Genomic DNA, 21,409 nt, shown 5'->3' with positions numbered 1-21,409 from the left:
AGCCCCTCACTCGTGAGCAGGTGGCAGCGTCAGCCGCCGAACTCCTGCAGACCCTTCAGCGCCTGGTCGAGCAGGGCCTGGCGGCCGTCGAGCTCCTTCTGGAGCTTGTCGGCCTTGGCGTTGTTGCCCTGGGCGCGGGCCTGCTCGATCTGGCCCTTGAGCTTGTCCACGGCGGCCTGGAGCTGGCCCGTGAGGCCGGCCGCGCGGGCGCGGGCCTCCGGGTTGGTGCGGCGCCACTCCGCTTCCTCGGCCTCCTGGATCGCGCGCTCGACCGCGTGCATCCGGCCCTCGACCTTCGGGCGGGCGTCGCGCGGCACGTGGCCGATGGCCTCCCAGCGCTCGTTGACCGAGCGGAAGGCCGCGCGGGCCGCCTTGAGGTCCGTGACCGGAAGGATCTTCTCCGCCTCCTCGGCCAGCTCCTCCTTGAGTTTGAGGTTCTCCGTCTGCTCCGCGTCGCGCTCGGCGAACACCGAGCTACGGGCGGCGAAGAACACGTCCTGGGCGCCGCGGAAACGGTTCCACAGGTCGTCCTCGTGCTCCCGCTGGGCGCGGCCCGCGGCCTTCCAGTCGGCCATCAGCTCGCGGTAGCGCGCCGCCGTGGGACCCCAGTCCGTGGAGCCCGACAGCGCCTCGGCCTCCGCGACCAGCTTCTCCTTGGTCTTGCGGGCCTCCTCACGCTGCGCGTCGAGCTGCGCGAAGTGGGCCTTGCGACGCTTGGAGAACGCCGAGCGGGCGTGCGAGAAGCGGTGCCACAACTCGTCGTCGGACTTCCGGTCGAGCCGCGGCAGACCCTTCCAGGTGTCCACCAGGGCACGCAGCCGCTCACCGGCGGCCCGCCACTGGTCGGACTGGGCCAGCTCCTCCGCCTCGGCGACCAGCGCCTCCTTGGCGTGCCGGGCCTCGTCGGACTGCTTCGCCCGCTGCTGCTTGCGCTCCTCACGGCGCGCCTCGACGGTCTCGACGAGCTTGTCCAGCCGCACCTTGAGCGCTTCCAGGTCACCGACCGCATGATGCGCGTCGACCTGCTCCCGAATGTGGTCGATCGCGGCCTGGGCGTCCTTCGCCGACAGGTCGGTGGTCTTCACACGCTTCTCGAGGAGGCCGATCTCGACAACCAGGCCCTCGTACTTGCGCTCGAAGTAGGCCAACGCCTCCTCGGGGGAGCCGGCCTGCCAGGAACCGACGACCTGCTCGCCGTCGGCCGTACGCACGTACACGGTCCCCGTCTCGTCGACGCGGCCCCACGGGTCGCTGCTCACAGCGCCTCCTCCACATGATGCCTGCGGGGGGCCTCAGCTCCCCCGGGCATCGTCCACAGTTTCGTCACGGCCAACATAGGCGACCGGCGGGTTGCCTGTCCGCATCCCGCGCGACCGAAATTTCGCTGTTCGCGGTCAGGACTTCTTGACAGTCGCCTTGTTGATCACCACGGTCGCGTTGGGCGTCCCATCACCCATGCCCGTGTTCTCACCCGCGTCGGCGATCTTCTTCAGGACCTTCATGCCGTCCTCGGAGACCGTGCCGAACGGGGTGTAGTTGGCCGGCAACTGGCTGTCCTGGAAGACCAGGAAGAACTGGCTGCCGCCGCTGTTCTTGCCCTGGCCGGTCTGCGCGTTGAACTGGTTCGCCATCGCGACCGTGCCCGCCGGGTACACATTGCCCTTCAGGCGCGAGTCCTTCAGGTTCTCATCCGGGATGGTGTAGCCCGGACCGCCCGTGCCGGTGCCCTGCGGGTCACCGCACTGGAGCACGTAGATGCCCTGCGTGGTGAGCCGGTGGCACTTGGTGTGGTCCAAGTACCCCTTGTTCACAAGGAAGTTGAACGAGTTCACGGTGTGCGGGGCCTTTGCCGCGTCCATCGTTATACCGATGTCACCGCAGGTCGTCCGCAGATCCATCATGTACTTCGCGGTCTTGTCGATGGTGATCGCGGGCTCCTTCTTGAAGGTGAGCTTCTTGACCTTGCCCGCGGCCGCCTTCTCGCACGGGTCCGGCGCCTTGCTCGGCGAGGCGCTCGGCGTCACCTCCGCGCTCGCGTTGTCCTTCTTGTCGTCGCCCTTGAGGATGTCCGTCGTGTACAGCGCGACGCTGCCCACCAGGATCACGCCGAGAACCGAGGCGATCACGGCGTTGCGGACATGTGCCTTGCGCCTGGCCTGGGTGCGCCGCTGCTGCTGCCGCAAGAACTTCTCCCGGGCGAGCTGACGCCGCCGCTGCTCCTGGCTGACCACCGGTTCTCTCCTCATACGTCTCATACGTCGACGGGTGCGTCGCACGTCTCGTGAGTCGACTGCTTGTGTGTGACCCGTACCGTATATGGGTTCGCTGAGGAAACGGCAGCGCCGGTAGGCTCTGATCCACAGCAACCCACCCTCGTACGACGAATCGAAGGACGATCGTGCTCATTGCCGGGTTCCCCGCCGGGGCCTGGGGGACCAACTGTTATCTGGTCGCCCCCGCCGCCGGTGAGGAGTGCGTGATCATCGACCCGGGCCATCAGGCCACCCAGGGAGTCGAGGAGACGCTCAGGAAGCATCGGCTCAAGCCCGTCGCCGTCGTCCTCACCCACGGCCACCTCGACCACGTGGCCTCGGTCGTCCCCGTGTGCGGCGCGCACGACGTACCGGCGTGGATCCACCCCGAGGACCGGTACATGATGAGCGACCCCGAGAAGGCGCTCGGCCGTTCCATCGGCATGCCGCTGCTCGGCGAGCTGACCATCGGGGAGCCCGGTGACGTCAAGGAGCTCACCGACGGTGCCAAGCTGGAGCTGGCCGGTCTGGAGCTGTCCGTGGCGCACGCGCCCGGCCATACCAAGGGGTCGGTGACCTTCCGGATGCCCGAGACGACCGAGATCCCCTCGGTCTTCTTCTCCGGGGATCTGCTCTTCGCCGGCTCCATCGGACGCACCGACCTGCCCGGCGGTGACATGGCCGAGATGCTCGACTCGCTGGCCCGCGTGTGCCTGCCGCTCGACGACTCGACCGTGGTGCTGTCCGGCCACGGCCCCCAGACGACCATCGGCCAGGAGCGCGCCACCAACCCGTACCTGCGGGAAGTGGCGGCGGGCCGCCAAGAACACGGCGCCCCCGGGGCTCCCCGACGAGGAATGTGACGAGAGACCTTCCGTGAGCACCTTTCAGGCCCCCAAGGGCACGTACGACCTGCTGCCGCCCAGCTCGGCGAGGTTCCTCGCGGTGCGTGAGGCGATCGCCGCGCCGCTCAGGAACTCCGGCTACGGCTATATCGAGACGCCCGGCTTCGAGAACGTGGAGCTCTTCGCGCGCGGTGTGGGCGAGTCGACCGACATCGTGACCAAGGAGATGTACGCCTTCGAGACCAAGGGCGGCGACAGGCTGGCCCTGCGCCCCGAGGGCACCGCCTCCGTGCTGCGCGCCACCCTGGAGGCGAACCTGCACAGGCAGGGCAACCTCCCCGTCAAGCTCTGGTACTCGGGCTCGTACTACCGGTACGAGCAGCCGCAGGCGGGCCGCTACCGCCACTTCTCCCAGGTCGGCGCCGAGGCCATCGGTGCCGAGGACCCGGCCCTGGACGCCGAGTTGATCATCCTGGCCGACCAGGCGTACCGCTCGCTGGGGCTGCGGAACTTCCGGATCCTCCTCAACAGCCTGGGCGACAAGGAGTGCCGCCCCGTCTACCGGGCCGCCCTGCAGGACTTCCTGCGCGGCCTGGACCTGGACGAGGACACCCTCCGCCGCGCCGAGATCAACCCCCTGCGCGTCCTGGACGACAAGCGGGAGTCGGTCCAGAAGCAACTGTCGGGAGCCCCCCTTCTGCGTGACTACCTCTGCGACGCCTGCAAGGCGTACCACGAGGAGGTACGCGAGCTGATCACGGCGGCGGGCGTCTCCTTCGAGGACGACCCGAAGCTGGTCCGTGGCCTGGACTACTACACCCGTACGACCTTCGAGTTCGTGCACGACGGTCTCGGTTCCCAGTCCGCGGTGGGCGGCGGCGGTCGCTACGACGGCCTCTCCGAGATGATCGGCGGCCCGGCGTTGCCGTCGGTCGGATGGGCGTTGGGCGTCGACCGTACGGTCCTGGCCCTGGAAGCGGAGGGCGTCGAGCTCGAACTCCCCGCCTCCACCAGTGTCTTCGCCGTCCCGCTCGGCGAAGAGGCCCGCCGAGTCCTCTTCGCCAAGGTCACGGAGCTGCGCAAGGTGGGCATCGCGGCCGACTTCTCGTACGGTGGGAAGGGCCTCAAGGGCGCGATGAAGAACGCCAACCGGAGCGGCGCGCGCTACGCGATCGTCGCCGGGGAGCGGGACCTCGCCGAGGGTGTCGTCCAGCTCAAGGACATGGAGTCCGGCGAGCAGGTGGCCATCGGCGTGAACGAGATCGTGGCCGAGCTGGAGGCCCGACTGGGCTGAGTCAAGCCGTTGCCGCCCCTACCGCCCTTTACGGGTGGTAGGGGCGACTTTTATGCCCAGCGAACGGTGCCCGCGCGAGGGTGTACGGCACAATGACCGTGCCCCAGAGTCCCCTTCGAAGCTGGAAACGACGTGATGAGCAAGACGACAGTCAAGGACGTCTCCTCCACGGAGCGGGCACACACCGAGGCCCCTCGCACGGTGGGCGGCAGTCGCGCCTTCGCGATCCTGCTGCTGATCACCGGCGCGGCAGGACTGCTCGCCTCCTGGGTCATCACGCTCGACAAGTTCAAGCTGCTCGAAGACCCGAACTTCACACCGGGTTGCAGCCTCAACCCGGTGGTCTCCTGCGGCAACATCATGAAGAGCGACCAGGCCTCCGTCTTCGGGTTCCCCAACCCGATGCTCGGCCTCGTCGCCTACGGCATCGTCATCGGCGTCGGCATGAGCCTGCTGGCCCGGGCGACCTTCCCCCGCTGGTACTGGCTGACCTTCAACGCAGGCACCCTCTTCGGCGTCGGCTTCGTGACCTGGCTGCAGTACCAGTCGCTGTACACCATCAACTCGCTCTGCCTGTGGTGCTGCCTCGCCTGGGTCGCCACGATCCTGATGTTCTGGTACGTGACGTCGTTCAACATCCGCAACGGCCTCCTGCCCGCGCCCGCCTGGGTGAAGGGATTCTTCGGCGAGTTCACCTGGGTCCTGCCCGTCATGCACATCGGCATCATCGGCATGCTGATCCTGACCCGCTGGTGGGACTTCTGGACCAGCTGACGGCCCGCCCTCCGACCCGGCAGGCGGTCCCGACCGGACTGTCAGTGGCGTGACATAGGGTTTTCAGCGTGGAGCCCGATCTGTTCACCGCCGCAGCAGAAGAACGCCAGGGGAAGGACCCGGCCGCCAGCCCTCTGGCCGTGCGGATGCGCCCGCGCACCCTCGACGAGGTCGTGGGCCAGCAGCACCTGCTCAAGCCCGGTTCGCCACTGCGCAGACTGGTCGGTGAATCGGGGGGCGGCCCGGCCGGCCCCTCCTCCGTCATCCTGTGGGGACCGCCCGGCACCGGCAAGACCACCCTCGCGTACGTCGTCTCCAAGGCCACCAACAAGCGCTTCGTGGAGCTTTCCGCGATCACCGCCGGCGTCAAGGAGGTCCGCGCGGTCATCGACGGTGCCCGCCGAGCCACCGGCGGCTTCGGCAAGGAGACCGTCCTCTTCCTGGACGAGATCCACCGCTTCAGCAAGGCCCAGCAGGACTCGCTGCTCCCGGCCGTCGAGAACCGCTGGGTCACCCTGATCGCGGCGACGACGGAGAACCCGTACTTCTCGGTGATCTCCCCCCTGCTGTCCCGCTCTCTGCTCCTCACCCTCGAACCGCTCACCGATGACGACCTGCGCGGCCTCCTCAAGCGCGCGCTGACCGACGAGCGCGGCCTCAAGGGCGCCGTCACCCTCCCCGAGGACACCGAGGCCCACCTCCTGCGCATCGCCGGCGGCGACGCCCGCCGCGCCCTGACCGCCCTGGAGGCCGCCGCCGGAGCCGCCCTCGACAAGGGTGAGCGGGAGATCGGCCTGACGACCCTCGAAGAAACCGTCGACCGGGCCGCCGTGAAGTACGACCGCGACGGCGACCAGCACTACGACGTGGCCAGCGCCCTCATCAAGTCCATCCGCGGCTCCGACGTCGACGCCGCGCTGCACTATCTGGCCCGCATGATCGAGGCCGGCGAGGACCCCCGCTTCATCGCCCGCCGACTGATGATCTCCGCCAGCGAGGACATCGGCCTCGCCGATCCGAACGCGCTGCCGATAGCCGTCGCCGCCGCCCAGGCCGTCGCCATGATCGGCTTCCCCGAGGCCGCCCTCACCCTCAGCCACGCCACCATCGCCCTGGCCCTCGCCCCCAAGTCGAACGCCGCGACGACGGCCATCGGCGCCGCCATGGAGGACGTACGGAAAGGCCTGGCCGGGCCCGTGCCGCCGCATCTGCGGGACGGCCACTACAAGGGCGCGGCCAAACTCGGGCACGCCCAGGGATACGTCTACCCGCACGACCTGCCGGAGGGCATCGCCACCCAGCAGTACGCCCCGGACGCCCTGAAGGACCGCGCGTACTACACCCCCACCAGGCACGGCGCCGAGGCGCGCTACGCGGACGCTGTCGAGTGGACCCGGAAGCACCTCGGGCGCAAGCAGTCCTGAACCCCCTGTAGACTTCTTCACAGCGCTGCGTCCCGTGTCCGGCTCCGGTCGGCGCCTCAGGCGGGACATCCAGCCGGATCTTTTGATCCAGGAGCGTCGCGCACCGTCGTAGGTGTCGCGGGCAGCCCACTACCACCCGGATCCCGGGAGCGGTCGGTGGGCCGTTCGTGTGCTGCATGTATGTGCCCAGACCAGGGGAGCGGCTACCCGACACGTCCCTCGTGGACCTGACGGGATTCCCCGGCTGCGGATGCGACCTCCCGTAACCCTGAGGCAGCCGAATCAAGGAAAAGAAGGAAAAAGTGGCGAACCAGTCCCGCCCCAAGGTCAAGAAGTCGCGTGCCCTCGGCATCGCGCTGACCCCGAAGGCCGTCAAGTACTTCGAGGCCCGCCCCTACCCGCCGGGTGAGCACGGCCGTGGCCGCAAGCAGAACTCGGACTACAAGGTCCGTCTGCTCGAGAAGCAGCGTCTGCGTGCGCAGTACGACGTGTCCGAGCGTCAGCTCGTCCGCGCCTACGAGCGTGCCTCCAAGGTTCAGGGCAAGACCGGTGAGGCCCTGATCATCGAGCTCGAGCGTCGTCTCGACGCCCTGGTCCTGCGTTCGGGCATCGCCCGCACCATCTACCAGGCCCGTCAGATGGTCGTTCACGGCCACATCGAGGTCAACGGCCACAAGGTCGACAGGCCGTCCTTCCGCGTCAAGCCGGACGACGTCGTCATGGTCCGTGAGCGCAGCCGTCAGAAGCCGCTGTTCGAGATCGCCCGCGAGGGTGGCTTCGCGGCCGACGGTGAGACCCCGCGCTACCTCCAGGTGAACCTCAAGGCCCTGGCGTTCCGCCTCGACCGCGAGCCGAACCGCAAGGAAGTCCCGGTCATCTGCGACGAGCAGCTCGTCGTCGAGTACTACGCCCGTTGATCCTTTTTCGACGGACGTAGTACGCACGCAGCAAGCGTCAGCCCGTCGTCTCCCCGCCTTCCGAGGCGGGCGGGACGGCGGGCTCTCGCCTTGCTGCGGTACGCCTTAATGCGGTACGGAGTGGCAGTCGTGGCGCGATAGGCTCGGGACACGACTTTCGACGTTCAGGAATGTTCCAGGGAGCGGGTGGCACACAGTGTCCGGTGGAGAGGTGGCCGGGATCCTGGTGGCCGTCTTCTGGGCGATCCTGGTCTCCTTCCTCGCCGTCGCGCTGGCGAGGCTGGCCCAGACGCTCAAGGCGACCACCAAACTCGTCGCGGACGTGACCGACCAGGCCGTCCCCCTCCTCGCCGACGCGTCCAGTGCCGTCCGCTCCGCGCAGACGCAGATCGACCGGGTCGACGCCATCGCGTCCGACGTCCAGGAGGTCACGTCGAACGCCTCGGCGCTCTCCACGACCGTCGCGTCCACCTTCGGCGGCCCCCTCGTCAAGGTCGCCGCCTTCGGCTACGGCGTACGCCGGGCCATGGGCGGCCGCCGCGAGGGCGAGCCGGCCAAGGAGCAGCGGCGTACCGTGATCGTGGGCCGAACGGTTCCGGGCGCGCGCCGGAGCAGGCGAAACACCCGTGGAAAGAAGGACTGACCGAGCGATGTTCCGCCGTACGTTCTGGTTCACCACAGGTGTTGCCGCCGGAGTGTGGGCCACCACCAAGGTCAACCGCAAGCTCAAGCAGCTCACCCCCGAGCACCTCGCCACCCAGGCTGCGAACAAGGCGATCGAGGCGGGCAGCAGGCTCAAGGACCGGGCGGTCGGGTTCGCGCTCGACGTCCGCGACAACATGGCCCAGCGGGAGGCCGAACTGGGCGAGGCACTCGGCATCGAGGCCAACCCCGACCAGCTGCCGGAGCTTCCGGCCCCCCGGCGCGTCATCGCCATCGAGAACAGCAACACCCCGAAGTACAGCAGGAATCCGAGGTACGTCGAGAGCTCGTCGTACCCGTACAACCGGAATGAGGACCACTGATGGAGTCGGCTGAAATCCGCCGCCGCTGGTTGAGCTTCTTCGAGGAGCGCGGTCACACCGTCGTCCCTTCGGCGTCGCTCATCGCGGACGACCCGACTCTGCTCCTGGTCAACGCGGGCATGGTCCCGTTCAAGCCGTACTTCCTGGGCGAGGTCAAGCCCTCCTTCACCCGCGCCACCAGCGTCCAGAAGTGCGTCCGCACGCCGGACATCGAAGAGGTCGGCAAGACCACCCGGCACGGCACGTTCTTCCAGATGTGCGGCAACTTCTCCTTCGGCGACTACTTCAAGGAAGGCGCCATCAAGCACGCCTGGGAGCTGCTCACCAGCCCCCAGGACAAGGGTGGTTACGGCCTGGAGCCGGAGAAGCTCTGGATCACCGTCTACAAGGACGACGACGAGGCCGAGCGCATCTGGCACGAGCAGATCGGCGTGCCCAAGGAGCGCATCCAGCGCCTCGGCATGAAGGACAACTACTGGTCCATGGGCGTCCCCGGACCGTGCGGCCCGTGCTCCGAGATCAACTACGACCGCGGCCCCGAGTTCGGCGTCGAGGGCGGTCCGGCCGTCAACGACGAGCGGTACGTGGAGATCTGGAACCTGGTCTTCATGCAGTACGAGCGCGGCGAGGGCACCTCGAAGGAGGACTTCGAGATCCTCGGCGAGCTGCCCAGCAAGAACATCGACACGGGCCTCGGCCTGGAGCGCCTCGCCATGATTCTGCAGGGCGTGCAGAACATGTACGAGATCGACACCTCCATGGCCGTCATCAACAAGGCCACCGAGCTGACTGGTGTCCGGTACGGCGATGCCAAGGTCTCCGACGTCTCCCTGCGCGTGGTCACCGACCACATCCGCACCGCCGTGATGCTCATCGGCGACGGCGTCACCCCCGGCAACGAGGGCCGTGGCTATGTCCTGCGCCGCATCATGCGCCGCGCCATCCGCAACATGCGGCTCCTCGGCGCCACCGGCCCGGTCGTCAAGGACCTCATCGACGTCGTCATCGGCATGATGGGCCAGCAGTACCCGGAGCTGATCACCGACCGCGAGCGCATCGAGAAGGTCGCCCTCGCCGAGGAGAACGCCTTCCTCAAGACGCTGAAGGCCGGCACGAACATCCTCGACACGGCCATCACCGATACCAAGGCCGCCGGTGGCAAGCAGCTGCCCGGCGACAAGGCGTTCCTGCTCCACGACACCTGGGGCTTCCCGATCGACCTCACCCTGGAGATGGCCGCCGAGCAGGGCCTCTCCGTGGACGAGGACGGCTTCCGCCGTCTGATGAAGGAGCAGCGGGACAAGGCCAAGGCCGACGCCCGCGCCAAGAAGACCGGCCACGCCGACCTCGGCGCCTACCGTGAGATCGCCGACACCGCCGGCGAGACCGAGTTCATCGGCTACTCGGACACCGAGGGCGAGTCGACGGTCGTCGGTATCCTCGTCGACGGTCTCTCCTCGCCCGCCGCCACCGAGGGCGACGAGGTCGAGATCGTCCTCGACCGCACACCGTTCTACGCCGAGGGCGGCGGCCAGATCGGCGACACCGGCCGGATCAAGGTCGACTCCGGTGCCGTCATCGAGATCCGCGACTGCCAGAAGCCGGTCCCGGGCGTGTACGTCCACAAGGGCACCGTCCAGGTCGGCGAGGTCACCGTCGGCGCCAAGGCCCACGCCTCGATCGACGGCCGTCGCCGCACCGCCATCGCCCGCGCCCACTCGGCCACGCACCTGACCCACCAGGCCCTGCGTGACGCCCTCGGCCCGACGGCCGCCCAGGCTGGTTCCGAGAACCAGCCCGGCCGTTTCCGCTTCGACTTCGGTTCCCCGTCCGCCGTTCCGACGGCAGTGATGACCGACGTCGAGCAGAAGATCAACGAGGTACTCGCCCGCGAACTCGATGTCCGCGCCGACATCATGGGCATCGACGAGGCCAGGAAGCAGGGCGCCATCGCCGAGTTCGGCGAGAAGTACGGCGAGCGCGTCCGCGTTGTCACCATCGGCGACTTCTCCAAGGAGCTGTGTGGCGGTACGCATGTCCACAACACCGCCCAGCTGGGTCTGGTGAAGCTCCTCGGTGAGTCCTCGATCGGCTCGGGTGTGCGCCGTATCGAGGCCCTGGTCGGTGTCGACGCCTACAACTTCCTCGCCCGTGAGCACACGGTCGTCGCCCAGCTCCAGGAGTTGATCAAGGGCCGCCCGGAGGAGCTCCCGGAGAAGGTCTCCGCCATGCTCGGCAAGCTGAAGGACGCCGAGAAGGAGATCGAGAAGTTCCGCGCGGAGAAGGTTCTGCAGGCAGCCGCCGGTCTCGCCGAGTCCGCCAAGGACGTCCGCGGCGTTGCTCTCGTGACCGGTCAGGTCCCGGACGGCACGACCGCCGACGACCTGCGCAAGCTGGTCCTCGACGTGCGCGGACGCATCCAGGGCGGCCGGGCCGCCGTGGTCGCCCTGTTCACCACGGCGAACGGCAAGCCGCTGACGGTCATCGCCACCAACGAGGCCGCCCGCGAGCGCGGTCTGAAGGCCGGCGACCTGGTCCGTACGGCCGCCAAGACCCTCGGCGGTGGCGGTGGCGGCAAGCCCGACGTCGCCCAGGGCGGTGGCCAGAACCCGGCCGCCATCGGCGAAGCCGTGGACGCGGTCGAGCGCCTGGTCGCCGAGACGGCCAAGTGAGCACGACCCCTCACACGAGCGAAGACGACGGCCCGGTCATGCGCCGCGGCCGTCGGCTCGCGATCGACGTCGGGGACGCCCGTATCGGGGTCGCCTCGTGCGACCCCGACGGGATCCTCGCCACCCCGGTCGAGACGGTCCCCGGACGCGATGTTCCGGCAGCTCAACGCCGGTTGAAGCAACTTGTCGAGGAGTACGAACCGATCGAGGTCGTGGTCGGACTCCCTCGCTCGCTCAAAGGGGGCGAGGGCCCGGCCGCGGTCAAGGTCCGTGGTTTCGCCCAGGAGCTGGCCCGCCTGATCGTGCCTGTTCCGGTGAGACTCATCGACGAGAGGATGACCACAGTGACGGCCGGCCAAGGCCTCCGCGCCTCAGGGGTGAAATCGAAAAAGGGCAGGTCGGTCATTGACCAGGCAGCAGCCGTGATCATCCTGCAACAGGCGCTGGAATCCGAACGGGTGTCAGGTAAAGCTCCCGGCGAAGGCGTCGAAGTAGCCAACTGATCGCGATACGGTAACGTTCCGCGCGATGTGGGGGCCTTCGAACAGCCTCCGCACCAAAAGAGGCGGGGACGATAGCCGAGCCACAAGCCCCGCGTGACCGCCGCCTCGCGGCTCTAGGGGATCGATGACTGAGTATGGCCGGGGCCCAGGCTCCGAACCGTGGCATCCGGACGACCCGTTGTATGGGGACGGCGGATGGGGCGGACAGCAGGCCCAGGCGGGCCAGCAGTCCCCCTACGGCGGCCAGCCGCAGCAGTACCCGGAGCAGCAGCACCAGCAGTCGTACGACCAGGGCAACGGTGGCTGGGGCACCGGTCATCAGGATGTCTACGCGCATCAGCAGTACCAGCAGGAATACGGCGACCCCGGGCAGCAGCAGTACCCAGGCCACCACCAGCAGCACCAGCAGTACGCCGGTCATGACCAGCAGCAGTACGGCCATGGCAACGGCGGCTGGGGCGACGGGACGCACCAGCACACCGCCCAGGGTCCCTACGGCGTTGATCCGGCCGACCCCTACGGGCAGCAGCAGGCCATGGCGTACGGCGGTGGGCAGCCCGACTTCTACGGCACGCCCGACGCGTATCCGCCACCGGAGCCGCCCTCGCGCCGTCGCGCCGAGCCCGAGCCGGATCCGGAGCCGACCCCCGAGCCTCAGCCCGCCGCCGAGCGGACCGACTGGGATCCCGGTCCGGATCAGGGCGAGATCGCGTTCTTCGCGGGCGGCGCCGATGACGACGATGACGACGAGGCGGGGGAACGCGGCGGCCGCGGCGACCGGAAGGGACGGGGCGGTAAGTCGGGCAAGCCGCCCAAGGACGGCAGGAAGCGCCGTAACGGTGCGGCCTGCCTGGTGGTCGTGCTCGTTTTCGGTGGCGGTATCGGTGGTGCCGGATATTTCGGCTACCAGTTTTATCAGAGCCGTTTCGGTGAGGCCCCTGATTATGTGGGGGATGGTACGAACGAGACCGTTACGGTCACCATTTCAAAGGGTGACTTCGGTTCTGTGATCGGTCAGAAGCTGAAAGCGGCAGGGGTCGTCAAGAGCGTTGATGCCTTTACGGCTGCGCAGGCGAAACAGCCTGAAAAGCTGGTTCAAGCGGGCGTCTATCTACTCAAGAAGGAGATGTCCGCTGAAAGCGCTCTCGCCCTGATGCTCGATCCGAAGAGCCAGAACAACTTCACTGTCGTGGAGGGCGAGCGGAACAATGCGGTCTACGCCAAGATCGACAAGGAGCTCGGGCTCAAGGCGGGCACGACCAAGGGCGTTGCCAAAAAGGAATGGCCGACCCTGGGCCTTCCCGACTGGGCGAACGACAACGAGGACATCAAGGATCCATTGGAAGGATTCCTCTACCCCTCCACCTATCCGGTCGCCAAGGGGATGAAGCCCAAGGACGTCCTGAAGGAAATGGTCGCCCTCGCCAAGGCGAATTACGAGGAATTCGACCTGGAGAGCAAGGCGGAGGATCTGAAGCTGGAGAATCCGCTTCAGGTGCTCACCGTGGCGAGTCTGGTCCAGGCAGAGGGAAACAACAAGAAGGACTTCAAGAAGATGGCGCGGGTCGTCTACAACCGGCTTGAGCCCAACAATCGGGAAACAGCCGGCCTGCTCGACTTCGACTCCACGGTGAATTACCTGCGTGGTGAGTCCAAGTTGGCGACCGGTTCGGTCGACTCGCTGCGGCAGATCGACGATCCGTACAACACTTACAAGGTTTACGGTCTGCCGCCCGGACCGATCGACAACCCGGGTGCGGTCGCGATCGAGGCCGCTCTCAACCCGGCCAAGGGCGACTGGTACTACTTCGTGTCGATCAGCGAGGACGAGACCCTCTTCGCCGTGACCAACGAGGAGCACAACCGGAACCGCGAGAAGTACCAGGAAGCGCAGAACGGATCATGAGCCGCACCGTGAGCAAGAACCGGGCCGCCGTACTCGGTTCCCCGATCGCCCACTCACTCTCTCCTGTCCTCCACAGGGCCGCATATGAGGAGTTGGGGCTCGTCGACTGGTCGTACGACCGGTTCGAGATCGACGAGGAGGCGTTGCCGGGGTTCGTCGAGAAACTCGGGCCGGAGTGGGCGGGGTTGTCGCTGACGATGCCGCTCAAGCGGGCCGTCATTCCGCTGCTGGACGAGATCAGTGAGACGGCGGCCTCGGTCGAGGCGGTCAACACGCTGGTGTTCACTGAGGACGGGCGGCGGGTCGGCGACAACACCGACATCCCCGGGATGGTCGCCGCGCTGTGGGAGCGGGGCGTTGAGCAGGTGGATTCCGCCGCGATCCTCGGCGCCGGTGCCACCGCGTCGTCCGCGCTGGCCGCGCTCGCCCGGATCTGCACCGGTGAGGTCGTGGCGTACGTGCGGAGTGAGAGCCGGGCGGCCGAGATGCGGCAGTGGGGCGAGCGGCTGAGTGTCGAGGTGCGTACGGAGGACTGGGCGGAGGCGGAGCGAGGGCTGAGGGCTCCCCTCGTCATCGCGACGACGCCGTCCGGGGCCACGGACGCGCTGTCCTCCGCCGTACCGGAGCGGCCGGCGACCCTGTTCGATGTGCTGTACGAGCCGTGGCCGACGGAGCTGGCGGCGCGCTGGTCGGCGTATGGCGGGGCGGTGGTGAGCGGGCTCGATCTGCTGGTGCACCAGGCGGTGTTGCAGGTCGAGCAGATGACCGGGTGCAAGCCGGCGCCTGTGGGGGCGATGCGGCGGGCGGGAGAGCGGGCGTTGGCCGGGCGAGGCTAGTTGCTCGGGCGCCGGGCGGTTGCTGCTGGGCGGGGGTGGGTTTCGCTCACCGGCGCTTGCCGGCCGGAGCACCTCGCGGCGCTGTTCGATGTAGCGATCTCGTGAAGACGCTGTACCGCGCGGTAACCGGGGTCGATCATCACGGGACGGCTCGGCGGCGTAGGCGGGTCGTCGAACGGAGTCCCCATGTCACGTCACTCCCGGCGAAGGTTTCTCACCTATCTGGTGGCGGCGCCGACCCTCGCGGTCGCGACCAAGATCGGTCTGGACGCCTATGCCCCCGGTAGCGCCGACGCGGCGATACCCACGCCGCCCGCCCCGGCGGATCTGGTCGACCTCGGTGATCTGCTGATCCTGGCGGGGGCGCCCACCGCGAACATGCTGGTGCTGAACGTCGACGAGGAAGGCATCGTCCACTTCCGGCTGCCTCGGGAGGAGGTCGGCCAGGGGCTGACCACGGCGGTGGCGATGCTCGTCGCGGAGGAGTTGGACACACCGCTCGACCGCGTTCGGGTTCAACTGGACGACGCCCGGCCAGAGTTGCTGTTCAACCAGCTCACCGGCAGCTCGAACTCCGTCCGCTCCCTGTACGACCCGGTGCGTCACACCGCCGCAGCGGCGCGGGCACGGATGGTCGGGGCCGCGGCGAAGCAATGGCGGCTTGCCGCCGACGACTTGACGGTGCGCCAAGGCATCGTGGTGGCGCCCGACGGCCGTACCGCCTCCTACGGTTCGCTGTCGGCGGCCGCCGCCTCCCTCGACCTGGGATCACTGGTCGTCACGCCCAAGAAGGCGGCGCAGCACACCCTCGTCGGCACTCCCACCTCGCGCATCGACGCCCGTGCCCTGGTCACCGGCAAGCAGGCCTACACCCTCGACCTGGACGTGCCCGGTGCCAAGCCGTGCATGGTGCGGCGGCCTCCGACGATCAACGGCACCGTGAAGGCGGTGAACAACGAGGCCGTCGTGAGAGCCATGCCGGGTGTGCTGGACGTGGTCACCCTCGACACGGGTGTCGCCGTGGTCGCCGAAACGTTCGGGCAGGCGCTGGACGGCAAGGAAGCGCTCGACGTCACCTGGGGCCCCGGGACCGTCGACGCACTGTCGGACGACGGTATCAAGGCGAGGCTGAAGGCGGCGACGCCGTCGCTCGACGTGCTCGGGCTGCTGGTCAAGAAGGTGGAGGGCGAGTTCGACTTCGCGTTCGCGAGCCATGCGCCGCTGGAGACCAACTCCGCTGTGGCAGATGTGAGGAGCGACGGCGCCGAGGTCTGGTCGGGGCTCAAGTCGCCGATCATCGCTCAGGCCGCCATCGCCAAGGCCGTCGGCGTGCCGGTGTCCAAGGTGAAGGTGCACGTCGTGCAGTCGGGCGGGTCCTTCGGACGCCGGCTGTTCTACGACGCGGCGCTGGAGGCCGCCGTCGTGTCCAAGAAGAGCGGGCGGCCCATCCGGCTGATGTGGTCCCGCATCGACGACATGCGGCACGGGCGAATGCGGCCCGCCACGCACCACCGGGTCCGCGCCACCTACGCGGCCGGGCAGGTGCTCACCTTCCAGCACCGGGTGGCCGCCGTGGAGACCGACTTCCGGCACGGGCTCGGCGACGCGATCACCGCGGCGGCCGCCAGTCTGCCCAGCGGTATCGGCAACGCGACCTTCGCGCAGACGCTGTTCCTGACCACGGTGAAGTCCCCGTACAACTTCGGTCTCACCACACAGACGCTCACCGAGGTGCCGCTCACGATGCACACCGGGTCGTGGCGCTCGGTGTACTCGGCCAACACACGGGGGGCCGAGGAGATCATCGTCGACGAACTGGCGGCGAAGCTCGGCAAGGACCCCGTCACCTTCCGGCGGGAGTTCCTCAAGACGGCTCGGCAGCGGGCCGTTCTCGCCAAGGTCGCGGAGGAGGGCGACTGGGGGAGGGAGCTGCCCGCGGGCTGGGCCCAGGGCGTCGGTTTCCACGACGAGTACAAGTCGTGCACGGCCTGCCTGGTCGAGATCGACGCCACCGATCCGAAGAAGCCGCGGGTGACGAAGGCGGTCATCGCGGCCGACGTGGGCCGGGTGATCAACCCGCGCGGTCTCGAGGCCCAGTTGCTCGGCGGGCTCACGGACGCCATCTCCACCACCCTGCACGCCGGGCTGCACATCGACGAGGGGCTCCCGCTGGAGGGCAGCTACTCGCAGTTCCACTACGCCCGTCAGAAGGACTCCCCGAAGGACGTGAAGATCTACGTCATCGAGGGCGCCGACGAACCCGGCGGCGCGGGCGAACTCGGTGTCCCCGCGGCCGTCGGCGCCGTCGCCAACGCCTACGCGCGGGCCACCGGCACCAGACCGCGCAGCTTCCCGATCAACTTCGACGTGGACTTCACGCCGTTCCCGCGCTGATTCACACCAGGCTCCAGGAGCACAGCCATGCCCTCCCACACCTTCACCGTCAACGGGGAGACCGTCACCGTCGAAGCCCCCGACGACCTGCCCCTGCTGTGGGTGCTGCGCGACCTGCTCGGCATCCGCGGCCCCAAGTACGGCTGCGGCATCGACGTCTGCAAGGCCTGCACCAGCCACCTCGACGGCGAGGCGGTCCGGCCGTGTGTGGTGCCGGTGTCCGAGGCCGCGGGCCGCGAGGTCACCACCATCGAAGGGCTCGCGGACGGCGATGAACTGCACCCCGTCCAGGAGGCCTGGCTGGAGCAGGACGTCGCCCAGTGCGGCTACTGCCAGCCCGGCCAGATCATGGCCGCCGTCGCCCTGCTCAAGCGCACCGACAACCCCACCGACGCCGACATCGACGAGATCGCGAACGTCTGCCGCTGCGGGACGTACTTCCGCATACGCCAGGCGATCAAGAGCGCGGCGGCGAAGACGGGGTGACACACACGGGCCCGCGTTCTGTTCCGCCCCGTCCGTCTGATGGACCTGCGACCGGCCGACGGGCCCGGACGTGGGAGGATCAGAGGTGGCGGGCCGGGGCCGCGCACCCGGCAGCCGTCGCCGTACGCGAGGACGCGCGTACACCAAGGCAGGACGCAGTACCAGGGCGCGAGCACTGAGGAGCACCGTTGAGCAGGTTGCGCTGGCTGACCGCGGGGGAGTCCCACGGTCCCGCACTTGTCGCGACGCTGGAGGGCCTTCCCGCCGGCGTGCCGATCACCACGGAGATGGTGGCGGACCACCTGGCCCGGCGCCGGCTCGGCTATGGCCGCGGTGCGCGGATGAAGTTCGAGCGTGACGAGGTCACCTTCATCGGCGGTGTCCGGCACGGCCTGACCATGGGCTCCCCGGTCGCGATCATGGTCGGCAACACCGAGTGGCCGAAGTGGGAACAGGTCATGGCCGCCGACCCGGTCGACCCGGAGATCCTGGCCGGGCTGGCACGTAATGCCCCGCTGACCCGCCCCCGGCCCGGCCACGCCGACCTGGCCGGGATGCAGAAGTACGGCTTCGACGAGGCCCGGCCCGTCCTGGAGCGCGCCTCCGCCCGCGAGACCGCGGCCCGTGTCGCCCTCGGTGCTGTCGCCCGGTCGTACCTGAAGGAGACGACCGGGATCGAGATCGTCTCGCACGTCGTCGAACTGGCGGCCGCGAAGGCCCCGCAGGGTGTGTACCCGACGCCCGCCGATGTGGAGAAGCTGGACGCGGACCCGGTGCGCTGTCTGGACGCGGACGCCTCGAAGGCGATGGTCGCGGAGATCGACCAGGCCCACAAGGACGGTGACACGCTCGGCGGAGTCGTCGAGATCCTGGCGTACGGCGTCCCGGTGGGCCTCGGCTCGCATGTGCACTGGGACCGCAAGCTGGACGCCCGCCTCGCCGGGGCGCTGATGGGCATCCAGGCGATCAAGGGCGTCGAGATCGGCGACGGCTTCGAGCTGGCGCGGGTGCCCGGTTCCCAGGCGCACGACGAGATCGTGAAGACGGACGAGGGCATCCGGCGTACCTCGGGTCGCTCCGGCGGCACCGAGGGCGGGCTGTCCACGGGCGAACTGCTGCGCGTGCGGGCGGCGATGAAGCCGATCGCGACCGTGCCGCGCGCGCTGCAGACCGTCGACGTGACCACGGGCGAGGCCGCGCAGGCACACCATCAGCGCTCCGACGTCTCCGCGGTGCCGGCGGCAGGCATCGTCGCCGAGGCCATGGTCGCGCTGGTGCTCGCGGACGCCGTGGCGGAGAAGTTCGGCGGCGACAGCGTCACCGAGACCCGCCGCAACGTCCGGTCCTACCTCGACAACCTCGCGATCCGGTGAGCCCCGTGCCTGTGGTCGTTCTGGTCGGCCCCATGGGTGTCGGCAAGTCCACCGTGGGGCGGATGCTCGCCGAGCGGCTCGGGGTCGGCTACCGGGACACCGATGACGACATCGTGGCGGAGCAGGGCCGGGCCATCGCCGAGATCTTCGTCGACGAGGGCGAGGCCGCCTTCCGCGCGATCGAGAAGCGGGCCGTGCGCACCGCGCTGACCGGCCACGACGGCGTCCTCGCCCTCGGCGGCGGCGCGATCCTCGACGCGGACACGCGCGGCCTGCTCGCCGGGCAGCGTGTCGCCTACCTCTCGATGGACGTCGAGGAAGCGGTCAAGCGCACCGGCCTGAACGCCGCCCGCCCGCTGCTGGCCGTCAACCCCCGCAAGCAGTGGCGGGAGCTGATGGAGGCCAGGCGACACCTGTACGAGGAGGTCGCCACGGCCGTCGTGCCCACGGACGGCCGTACGCCTGAAGAAGTCACCCAAGCGGCCTTGGATGCACTGGAGTTGAAGGAAGCATGAGCGAGACAGTGACTCGTATCCAGGTCGGCGGTTCGGCGGGCACCGAGCCGTACGAGGTCCTGGTGGGGCGTCAACTCCTCGGCGAGCTGGGCGGATTGGTCGGCAGCAGGGCCAAGCGGGTGGCGGTGATCCATCCCGAGGCGCTGGACGGCACCGGAGAGGCGCTCCGCGCCGATCTGGCCGAGCAGGGCTACGAGGCCGTCGCCATCCAGGTGCCGAACGCGGAGGAGGCGAAGACCGCGGAGGTCGCCGCGTACTGCTGGAAGGCGTTGGGGCAGTCCGGGTTCACCCGCAGCGATGTCATCGTCGGCGTGGGTGGCGGTGCCACCACGGACCTGGCGGGGTTCGTGGCGGCGACGTGGCTGCGCGGCGTGCGCTGGATCGCGATCCCCACCACCGTGCTGGCGATGGTGGACGCGGCGGTGGGTGGCAAGACCGGCATCAACACCGCCGAGGGCAAGAACCTGGTGGGTTCCTTCCATCCGCCGGCGGGTGTGCTGTGTGACCTGGCGGCGCTGGAGTCGCTGCCGGTCAACGACTACGTCTCCGGCCTGGCGGAGATCATCAAGGCCGGTTTCATCGCCGATCCGGTGATCCTGGACCTGATCGAGGCCGACCCGCAGGCCGCCCGCACCCCCGCCGGGCCGCACACCGCGGAACTGATCGAGCGGTCTATCCGGGTCAAGGCCGAGGTGGTCTCGGGGGACCTGAAGGAGTCCGGGCGCCGGGAGATCCTCAACTACGGCCACACCCTGGCCCACGCGATCGAGAAGAACGAGCGCTATAAGTGGCGTCACGGCGCGGCGGTGTCGGTGGGTATGCACTTCGCGGCCGAACTGGGCCGTCTGGCGGGCCGGTTGGACGACGCGACGGCCGACCGGCACCGTACGGTGCTGGAGTCGGTGGGGCTGCCGTTGTACTACCGCTACGACCAGTGGCCCAAGCTGCTGGAGACGATGAAGGTCGACAAGAAGTCCCGCGGTGATCTGCTGCGCTTCATCGTCCTCGACGGTCTGGCAAAGCCCACTGTCCTGGAGGGCCCCGACCCGGCCGTACTCCTCGCGGCTTACGGCGAAGTGGGCCAGTAACACCCACTCGGGCACGGCTTGCCTGATTCGCCTTGTGTTCATGGCCACTTGGGCACTTCGGGCTGCCCCCGGCCGTTCACCAAACGGCGGCCGGGGACGGTACCGTTCGGTAAGGGCGGGGTCGAAAGGCCCTGCCTGCCAGTGTCGATGTGACTGTACGAGACGGAGTGGCACCGGATGCAGCACGCAGTGGGAGCTCCGCTGCCGCCGCCCCATCGGCCGGGGCAGGACCCGGCGACCCCGTGGTCGCCGACCGCGAACCACCAGGGACACCCGGCCTCCGTCCCTCCGGGCGCGCACCCGGGCCCCGCGCCGGCGAACCCGCCCGTGCCCGTGGCTCCGCCGACTCCGCCCGCGCCTCCCGGCTCGGTGCCCCCGCCCACCTCGGGTTTCGTCGGCGCCCCCGGGCATCCGCACCCTTCGACCCCGCAGCACGCCGGCATGCCGAGGGACACGACCGGGCACATCCAGCTGCCGCCGGGCGGCCCGGTCACCATGCCGAGCCCGCCGCCCGCTGTGGGCGCGCCGGACGTCACGACCACCACGCTCGCGGTCCTGCTCATCGGGCCCGCCGGGGCGGGCAAGACGAGCGTCGCCAAGTACTGGGCGGACCACCGCCGGGTGCCCACCGCGCACATCAGCCTGGACGACGTACGTGAGTGGGTGCGTTCCGGTTTCGCGGACCCCCAGTCCGGATGGAACGACAACTCCGAGGCGCAGTATCGTCTCGCCCGCCGCACTTGCGGCTTCGCGGCACGGAACTTCCTCGCCAACGGCATCTCCTGCATCCTCGACGACGCCGTCTTCCCCGACCGCCCCGTTGTCGGCCTCGGCGGCTGGAAACGCCACGTCGGCCCCGGGCTGCTGCCCGTGGTCCTCCTCCCGGGCCTCGAGATCGTTCTCGAACGAAACGCCGAGCGCACAGGCAACCGCCGCCTCACCGACGAAGAGGTCGCCCGCATCCACGGCCGAATGGCAGGCTGGTACGGCTCCGGCCTCCCCATCATCGACAACTCCCAGCTGGATGTCCCGGCCACGGCACGGGTCCTGGACGAGGTCCTGGCAAGGTCGATAGCAAGCCCGCCGAAGTGGTGAACGCGGGGGA

General features: G+C 68.9%; 19 protein-coding genes. 17 read left to right on the top strand and 2 right to left on the bottom strand.

Going from position 1 to position 21,409, the window contains the following annotated elements; all coding sequences use genetic code 11:
• Positions 1 to 29: 29 nt before the first annotated feature.
• The gene (locus tag CES90_RS14530; RefSeq protein ID WP_189785200.1) at positions 30 to 1,259 is read right to left on the bottom strand and encodes a DUF349 domain-containing protein; all 1,230 of its coding nucleotides are present in this window, start codon (positions 1,257 to 1,259) and stop codon (positions 30 to 32) included.
• Between the two features lie 135 nt (positions 1,260 to 1,394).
• Positions 1,395 to 2,231, bottom strand: a complete 837-nt coding sequence (locus CES90_RS14525) for a peptidylprolyl isomerase (RefSeq protein WP_189785199.1) — start codon at positions 2,229 to 2,231, stop codon at positions 1,395 to 1,397.
• 167 nt (positions 2,232 to 2,398) lie between these two features.
• Between CES90_RS14525 and CES90_RS14520 the strand changes: the two genes are divergently transcribed.
• The 17 genes from CES90_RS14520 to CES90_RS14440 all read left to right on the top strand — a co-directional run bounded on the left by CES90_RS14520 (position 2,399) and on the right by CES90_RS14440 (position 21,399).
• Positions 2,399 to 3,115 carry an MBL fold metallo-hydrolase gene (locus CES90_RS14520; RefSeq protein WP_189785198.1) on the top strand — a complete coding sequence of 239 codons (717 nt, stop codon included), beginning with the start codon at positions 2,399 to 2,401 and terminating at the stop codon, positions 3,113 to 3,115.
• A gap of 13 nt (positions 3,116 to 3,128) precedes the next feature.
• Positions 3,129 to 4,391 (top strand): histidine--tRNA ligase, encoded by a 1,263-nt coding sequence (gene hisS, locus CES90_RS14515; RefSeq protein ID WP_189785197.1) that lies wholly within the window; start codon positions 3,129 to 3,131, stop codon positions 4,389 to 4,391.
• A 135-nt stretch (positions 4,392 to 4,526) separates the two neighbouring features.
• Positions 4,527 to 5,165, top strand: a complete 639-nt coding sequence (locus tag CES90_RS14510) for a vitamin K epoxide reductase family protein (protein ID WP_189785196.1) — start codon at positions 4,527 to 4,529, stop codon at positions 5,163 to 5,165.
• 68 nt (positions 5,166 to 5,233) lie between these two features.
• Positions 5,234 to 6,589: a replication-associated recombination protein A gene (locus CES90_RS14505; protein WP_189785195.1), complete on the top strand. Its 1,356-nt coding sequence runs from the start codon at positions 5,234 to 5,236 to the stop codon at positions 6,587 to 6,589.
• A 302-nt stretch (positions 6,590 to 6,891) separates the two neighbouring features.
• Positions 6,892 to 7,506 (top strand): 30S ribosomal protein S4, encoded by a 615-nt coding sequence (gene rpsD / locus CES90_RS14500; RefSeq protein WP_189785194.1) that lies wholly within the window; start codon positions 6,892 to 6,894, stop codon positions 7,504 to 7,506.
• 196 nt (positions 7,507 to 7,702) lie between these two features.
• Positions 7,703 to 8,149 (top strand): DUF948 domain-containing protein, encoded by a 447-nt coding sequence (locus CES90_RS14495; RefSeq protein ID WP_189785193.1) that lies wholly within the window; start codon positions 7,703 to 7,705, stop codon positions 8,147 to 8,149.
• Between the two features lie 7 nt (positions 8,150 to 8,156).
• A complete protein-coding gene (locus CES90_RS14490) occupies positions 8,157 to 8,531 on the top strand; it encodes a hypothetical protein (protein WP_189785192.1) in 375 nt (124 codons plus the stop codon).
• On the top strand, positions 8,531 to 11,203 hold the full coding sequence (gene alaS, locus CES90_RS14485; protein WP_189785191.1) for an alanine--tRNA ligase: 2,673 nt from the start codon (positions 8,531 to 8,533) through the stop codon (positions 11,201 to 11,203). Before CES90_RS14490 ends, alaS begins: the two co-directional genes overlap by 1 nt.
• A 38-nt stretch (positions 11,204 to 11,241) precedes the next feature.
• Positions 11,242 to 11,706: a Holliday junction resolvase RuvX gene (gene ruvX, locus CES90_RS14480; RefSeq protein ID WP_229914066.1), complete on the top strand. Its 465-nt coding sequence runs from the start codon at positions 11,242 to 11,244 to the stop codon at positions 11,704 to 11,706.
• A 124-nt stretch (positions 11,707 to 11,830) separates the two neighbouring features.
• Positions 11,831 to 13,612, top strand: a complete 1,782-nt coding sequence (gene mltG, locus CES90_RS14475; RefSeq protein WP_189785189.1) for an endolytic transglycosylase MltG — start codon at positions 11,831 to 11,833, stop codon at positions 13,610 to 13,612.
• Positions 13,609 to 14,448 (top strand): shikimate dehydrogenase, encoded by an 840-nt coding sequence (locus tag CES90_RS14470; protein ID WP_189785188.1) that lies wholly within the window; start codon positions 13,609 to 13,611, stop codon positions 14,446 to 14,448. Before mltG ends, CES90_RS14470 begins: the two co-directional genes overlap by 4 nt.
• A gap of 186 nt (positions 14,449 to 14,634) precedes the next feature.
• Positions 14,635 to 16,842, top strand: coding sequence for a xanthine dehydrogenase family protein molybdopterin-binding subunit (locus tag CES90_RS14465; protein ID WP_189785187.1), 2,208 nt, complete (start codon positions 14,635 to 14,637; stop codon positions 16,840 to 16,842).
• A 27-nt stretch (positions 16,843 to 16,869) separates the two neighbouring features.
• Positions 16,870 to 17,328, top strand: coding sequence for a (2Fe-2S)-binding protein (locus CES90_RS14460; protein WP_189785186.1), 459 nt, complete (start codon positions 16,870 to 16,872; stop codon positions 17,326 to 17,328).
• Between the two features lie 188 nt (positions 17,329 to 17,516).
• A complete protein-coding gene (aroC, locus tag CES90_RS14455) occupies positions 17,517 to 18,701 on the top strand; it encodes a chorismate synthase (RefSeq protein WP_189785185.1) in 1,185 nt (394 codons plus the stop codon).
• Positions 18,702 to 18,733: 32 nt separating this feature from the next.
• The gene (locus CES90_RS14450; protein WP_189785228.1) at positions 18,734 to 19,216 is read left to right on the top strand and encodes a shikimate kinase; all 483 of its coding nucleotides are present in this window, start codon (positions 18,734 to 18,736) and stop codon (positions 19,214 to 19,216) included.
• Positions 19,213 to 20,304 (top strand): 3-dehydroquinate synthase, encoded by a 1,092-nt coding sequence (gene aroB, locus CES90_RS14445; protein WP_189785184.1) that lies wholly within the window; start codon positions 19,213 to 19,215, stop codon positions 20,302 to 20,304. The genes CES90_RS14450 and aroB overlap by 4 nt, the downstream gene beginning before the upstream one ends.
• Before the next feature lie 177 nt (positions 20,305 to 20,481).
• The gene (locus CES90_RS14440) at positions 20,482 to 21,399 is read left to right on the top strand and encodes a Pro-rich N-terminal domain-containing protein (RefSeq protein ID WP_189785183.1); all 918 of its coding nucleotides are present in this window, start codon (positions 20,482 to 20,484) and stop codon (positions 21,397 to 21,399) included.
• Positions 21,400 to 21,409 lie beyond the last annotated feature (10 nt).

It is taken from the genome of Streptomyces capitiformicae, assembly GCF_002214185.1.
GTDB lineage: Bacteria > Actinomycetota > Actinomycetes > Streptomycetales > Streptomycetaceae > Streptomyces > Streptomyces capitiformicae.
This window is presented reverse-complemented; position numbering and strand designations above follow the sequence as displayed.

Excerpts from the sequence above, each read along its gene's own strand:
- aroB (WP_189785184.1), top strand. The coding sequence starts at position 19,213 with ATGAGCGAGACAGTGACTCGTATCCAGGTCGGCGGTTCGGCGGGCACC.
- CES90_RS14490 (WP_189785192.1), top strand. The coding sequence starts at position 8,157 with ATGTTCCGCCGTACGTTCTGGTTCACCACAGGTGTTGCCGCCGGAGTG.
- CES90_RS14465 (WP_189785187.1), top strand. The coding sequence starts at position 14,635 with ATGTCACGTCACTCCCGGCGAAGGTTTCTCACCTATCTGGTGGCGGCG.
- CES90_RS14470 (WP_189785188.1), top strand. The coding sequence starts at position 13,609 with ATGAGCCGCACCGTGAGCAAGAACCGGGCCGCCGTACTCGGTTCCCCG.
- CES90_RS14460 (WP_189785186.1), top strand. The coding sequence starts at position 16,870 with ATGCCCTCCCACACCTTCACCGTCAACGGGGAGACCGTCACCGTCGAA.
- ruvX (WP_229914066.1), top strand. The coding sequence starts at position 11,242 with ATGCGCCGCGGCCGTCGGCTCGCGATCGACGTCGGGGACGCCCGTATC.
- CES90_RS14510 (WP_189785196.1), top strand. The coding sequence starts at position 4,527 with ATGAGCAAGACGACAGTCAAGGACGTCTCCTCCACGGAGCGGGCACAC.
- alaS (WP_189785191.1), top strand. The coding sequence starts at position 8,531 with ATGGAGTCGGCTGAAATCCGCCGCCGCTGGTTGAGCTTCTTCGAGGAG.
- mltG (WP_189785189.1), top strand. The coding sequence starts at position 11,831 with ATGACTGAGTATGGCCGGGGCCCAGGCTCCGAACCGTGGCATCCGGAC.
- CES90_RS14440 (WP_189785183.1), top strand. The coding sequence starts at position 20,482 with ATGCAGCACGCAGTGGGAGCTCCGCTGCCGCCGCCCCATCGGCCGGGG.
- CES90_RS14450 (WP_189785228.1), top strand. The coding sequence starts at position 18,734 with ATGGGTGTCGGCAAGTCCACCGTGGGGCGGATGCTCGCCGAGCGGCTC.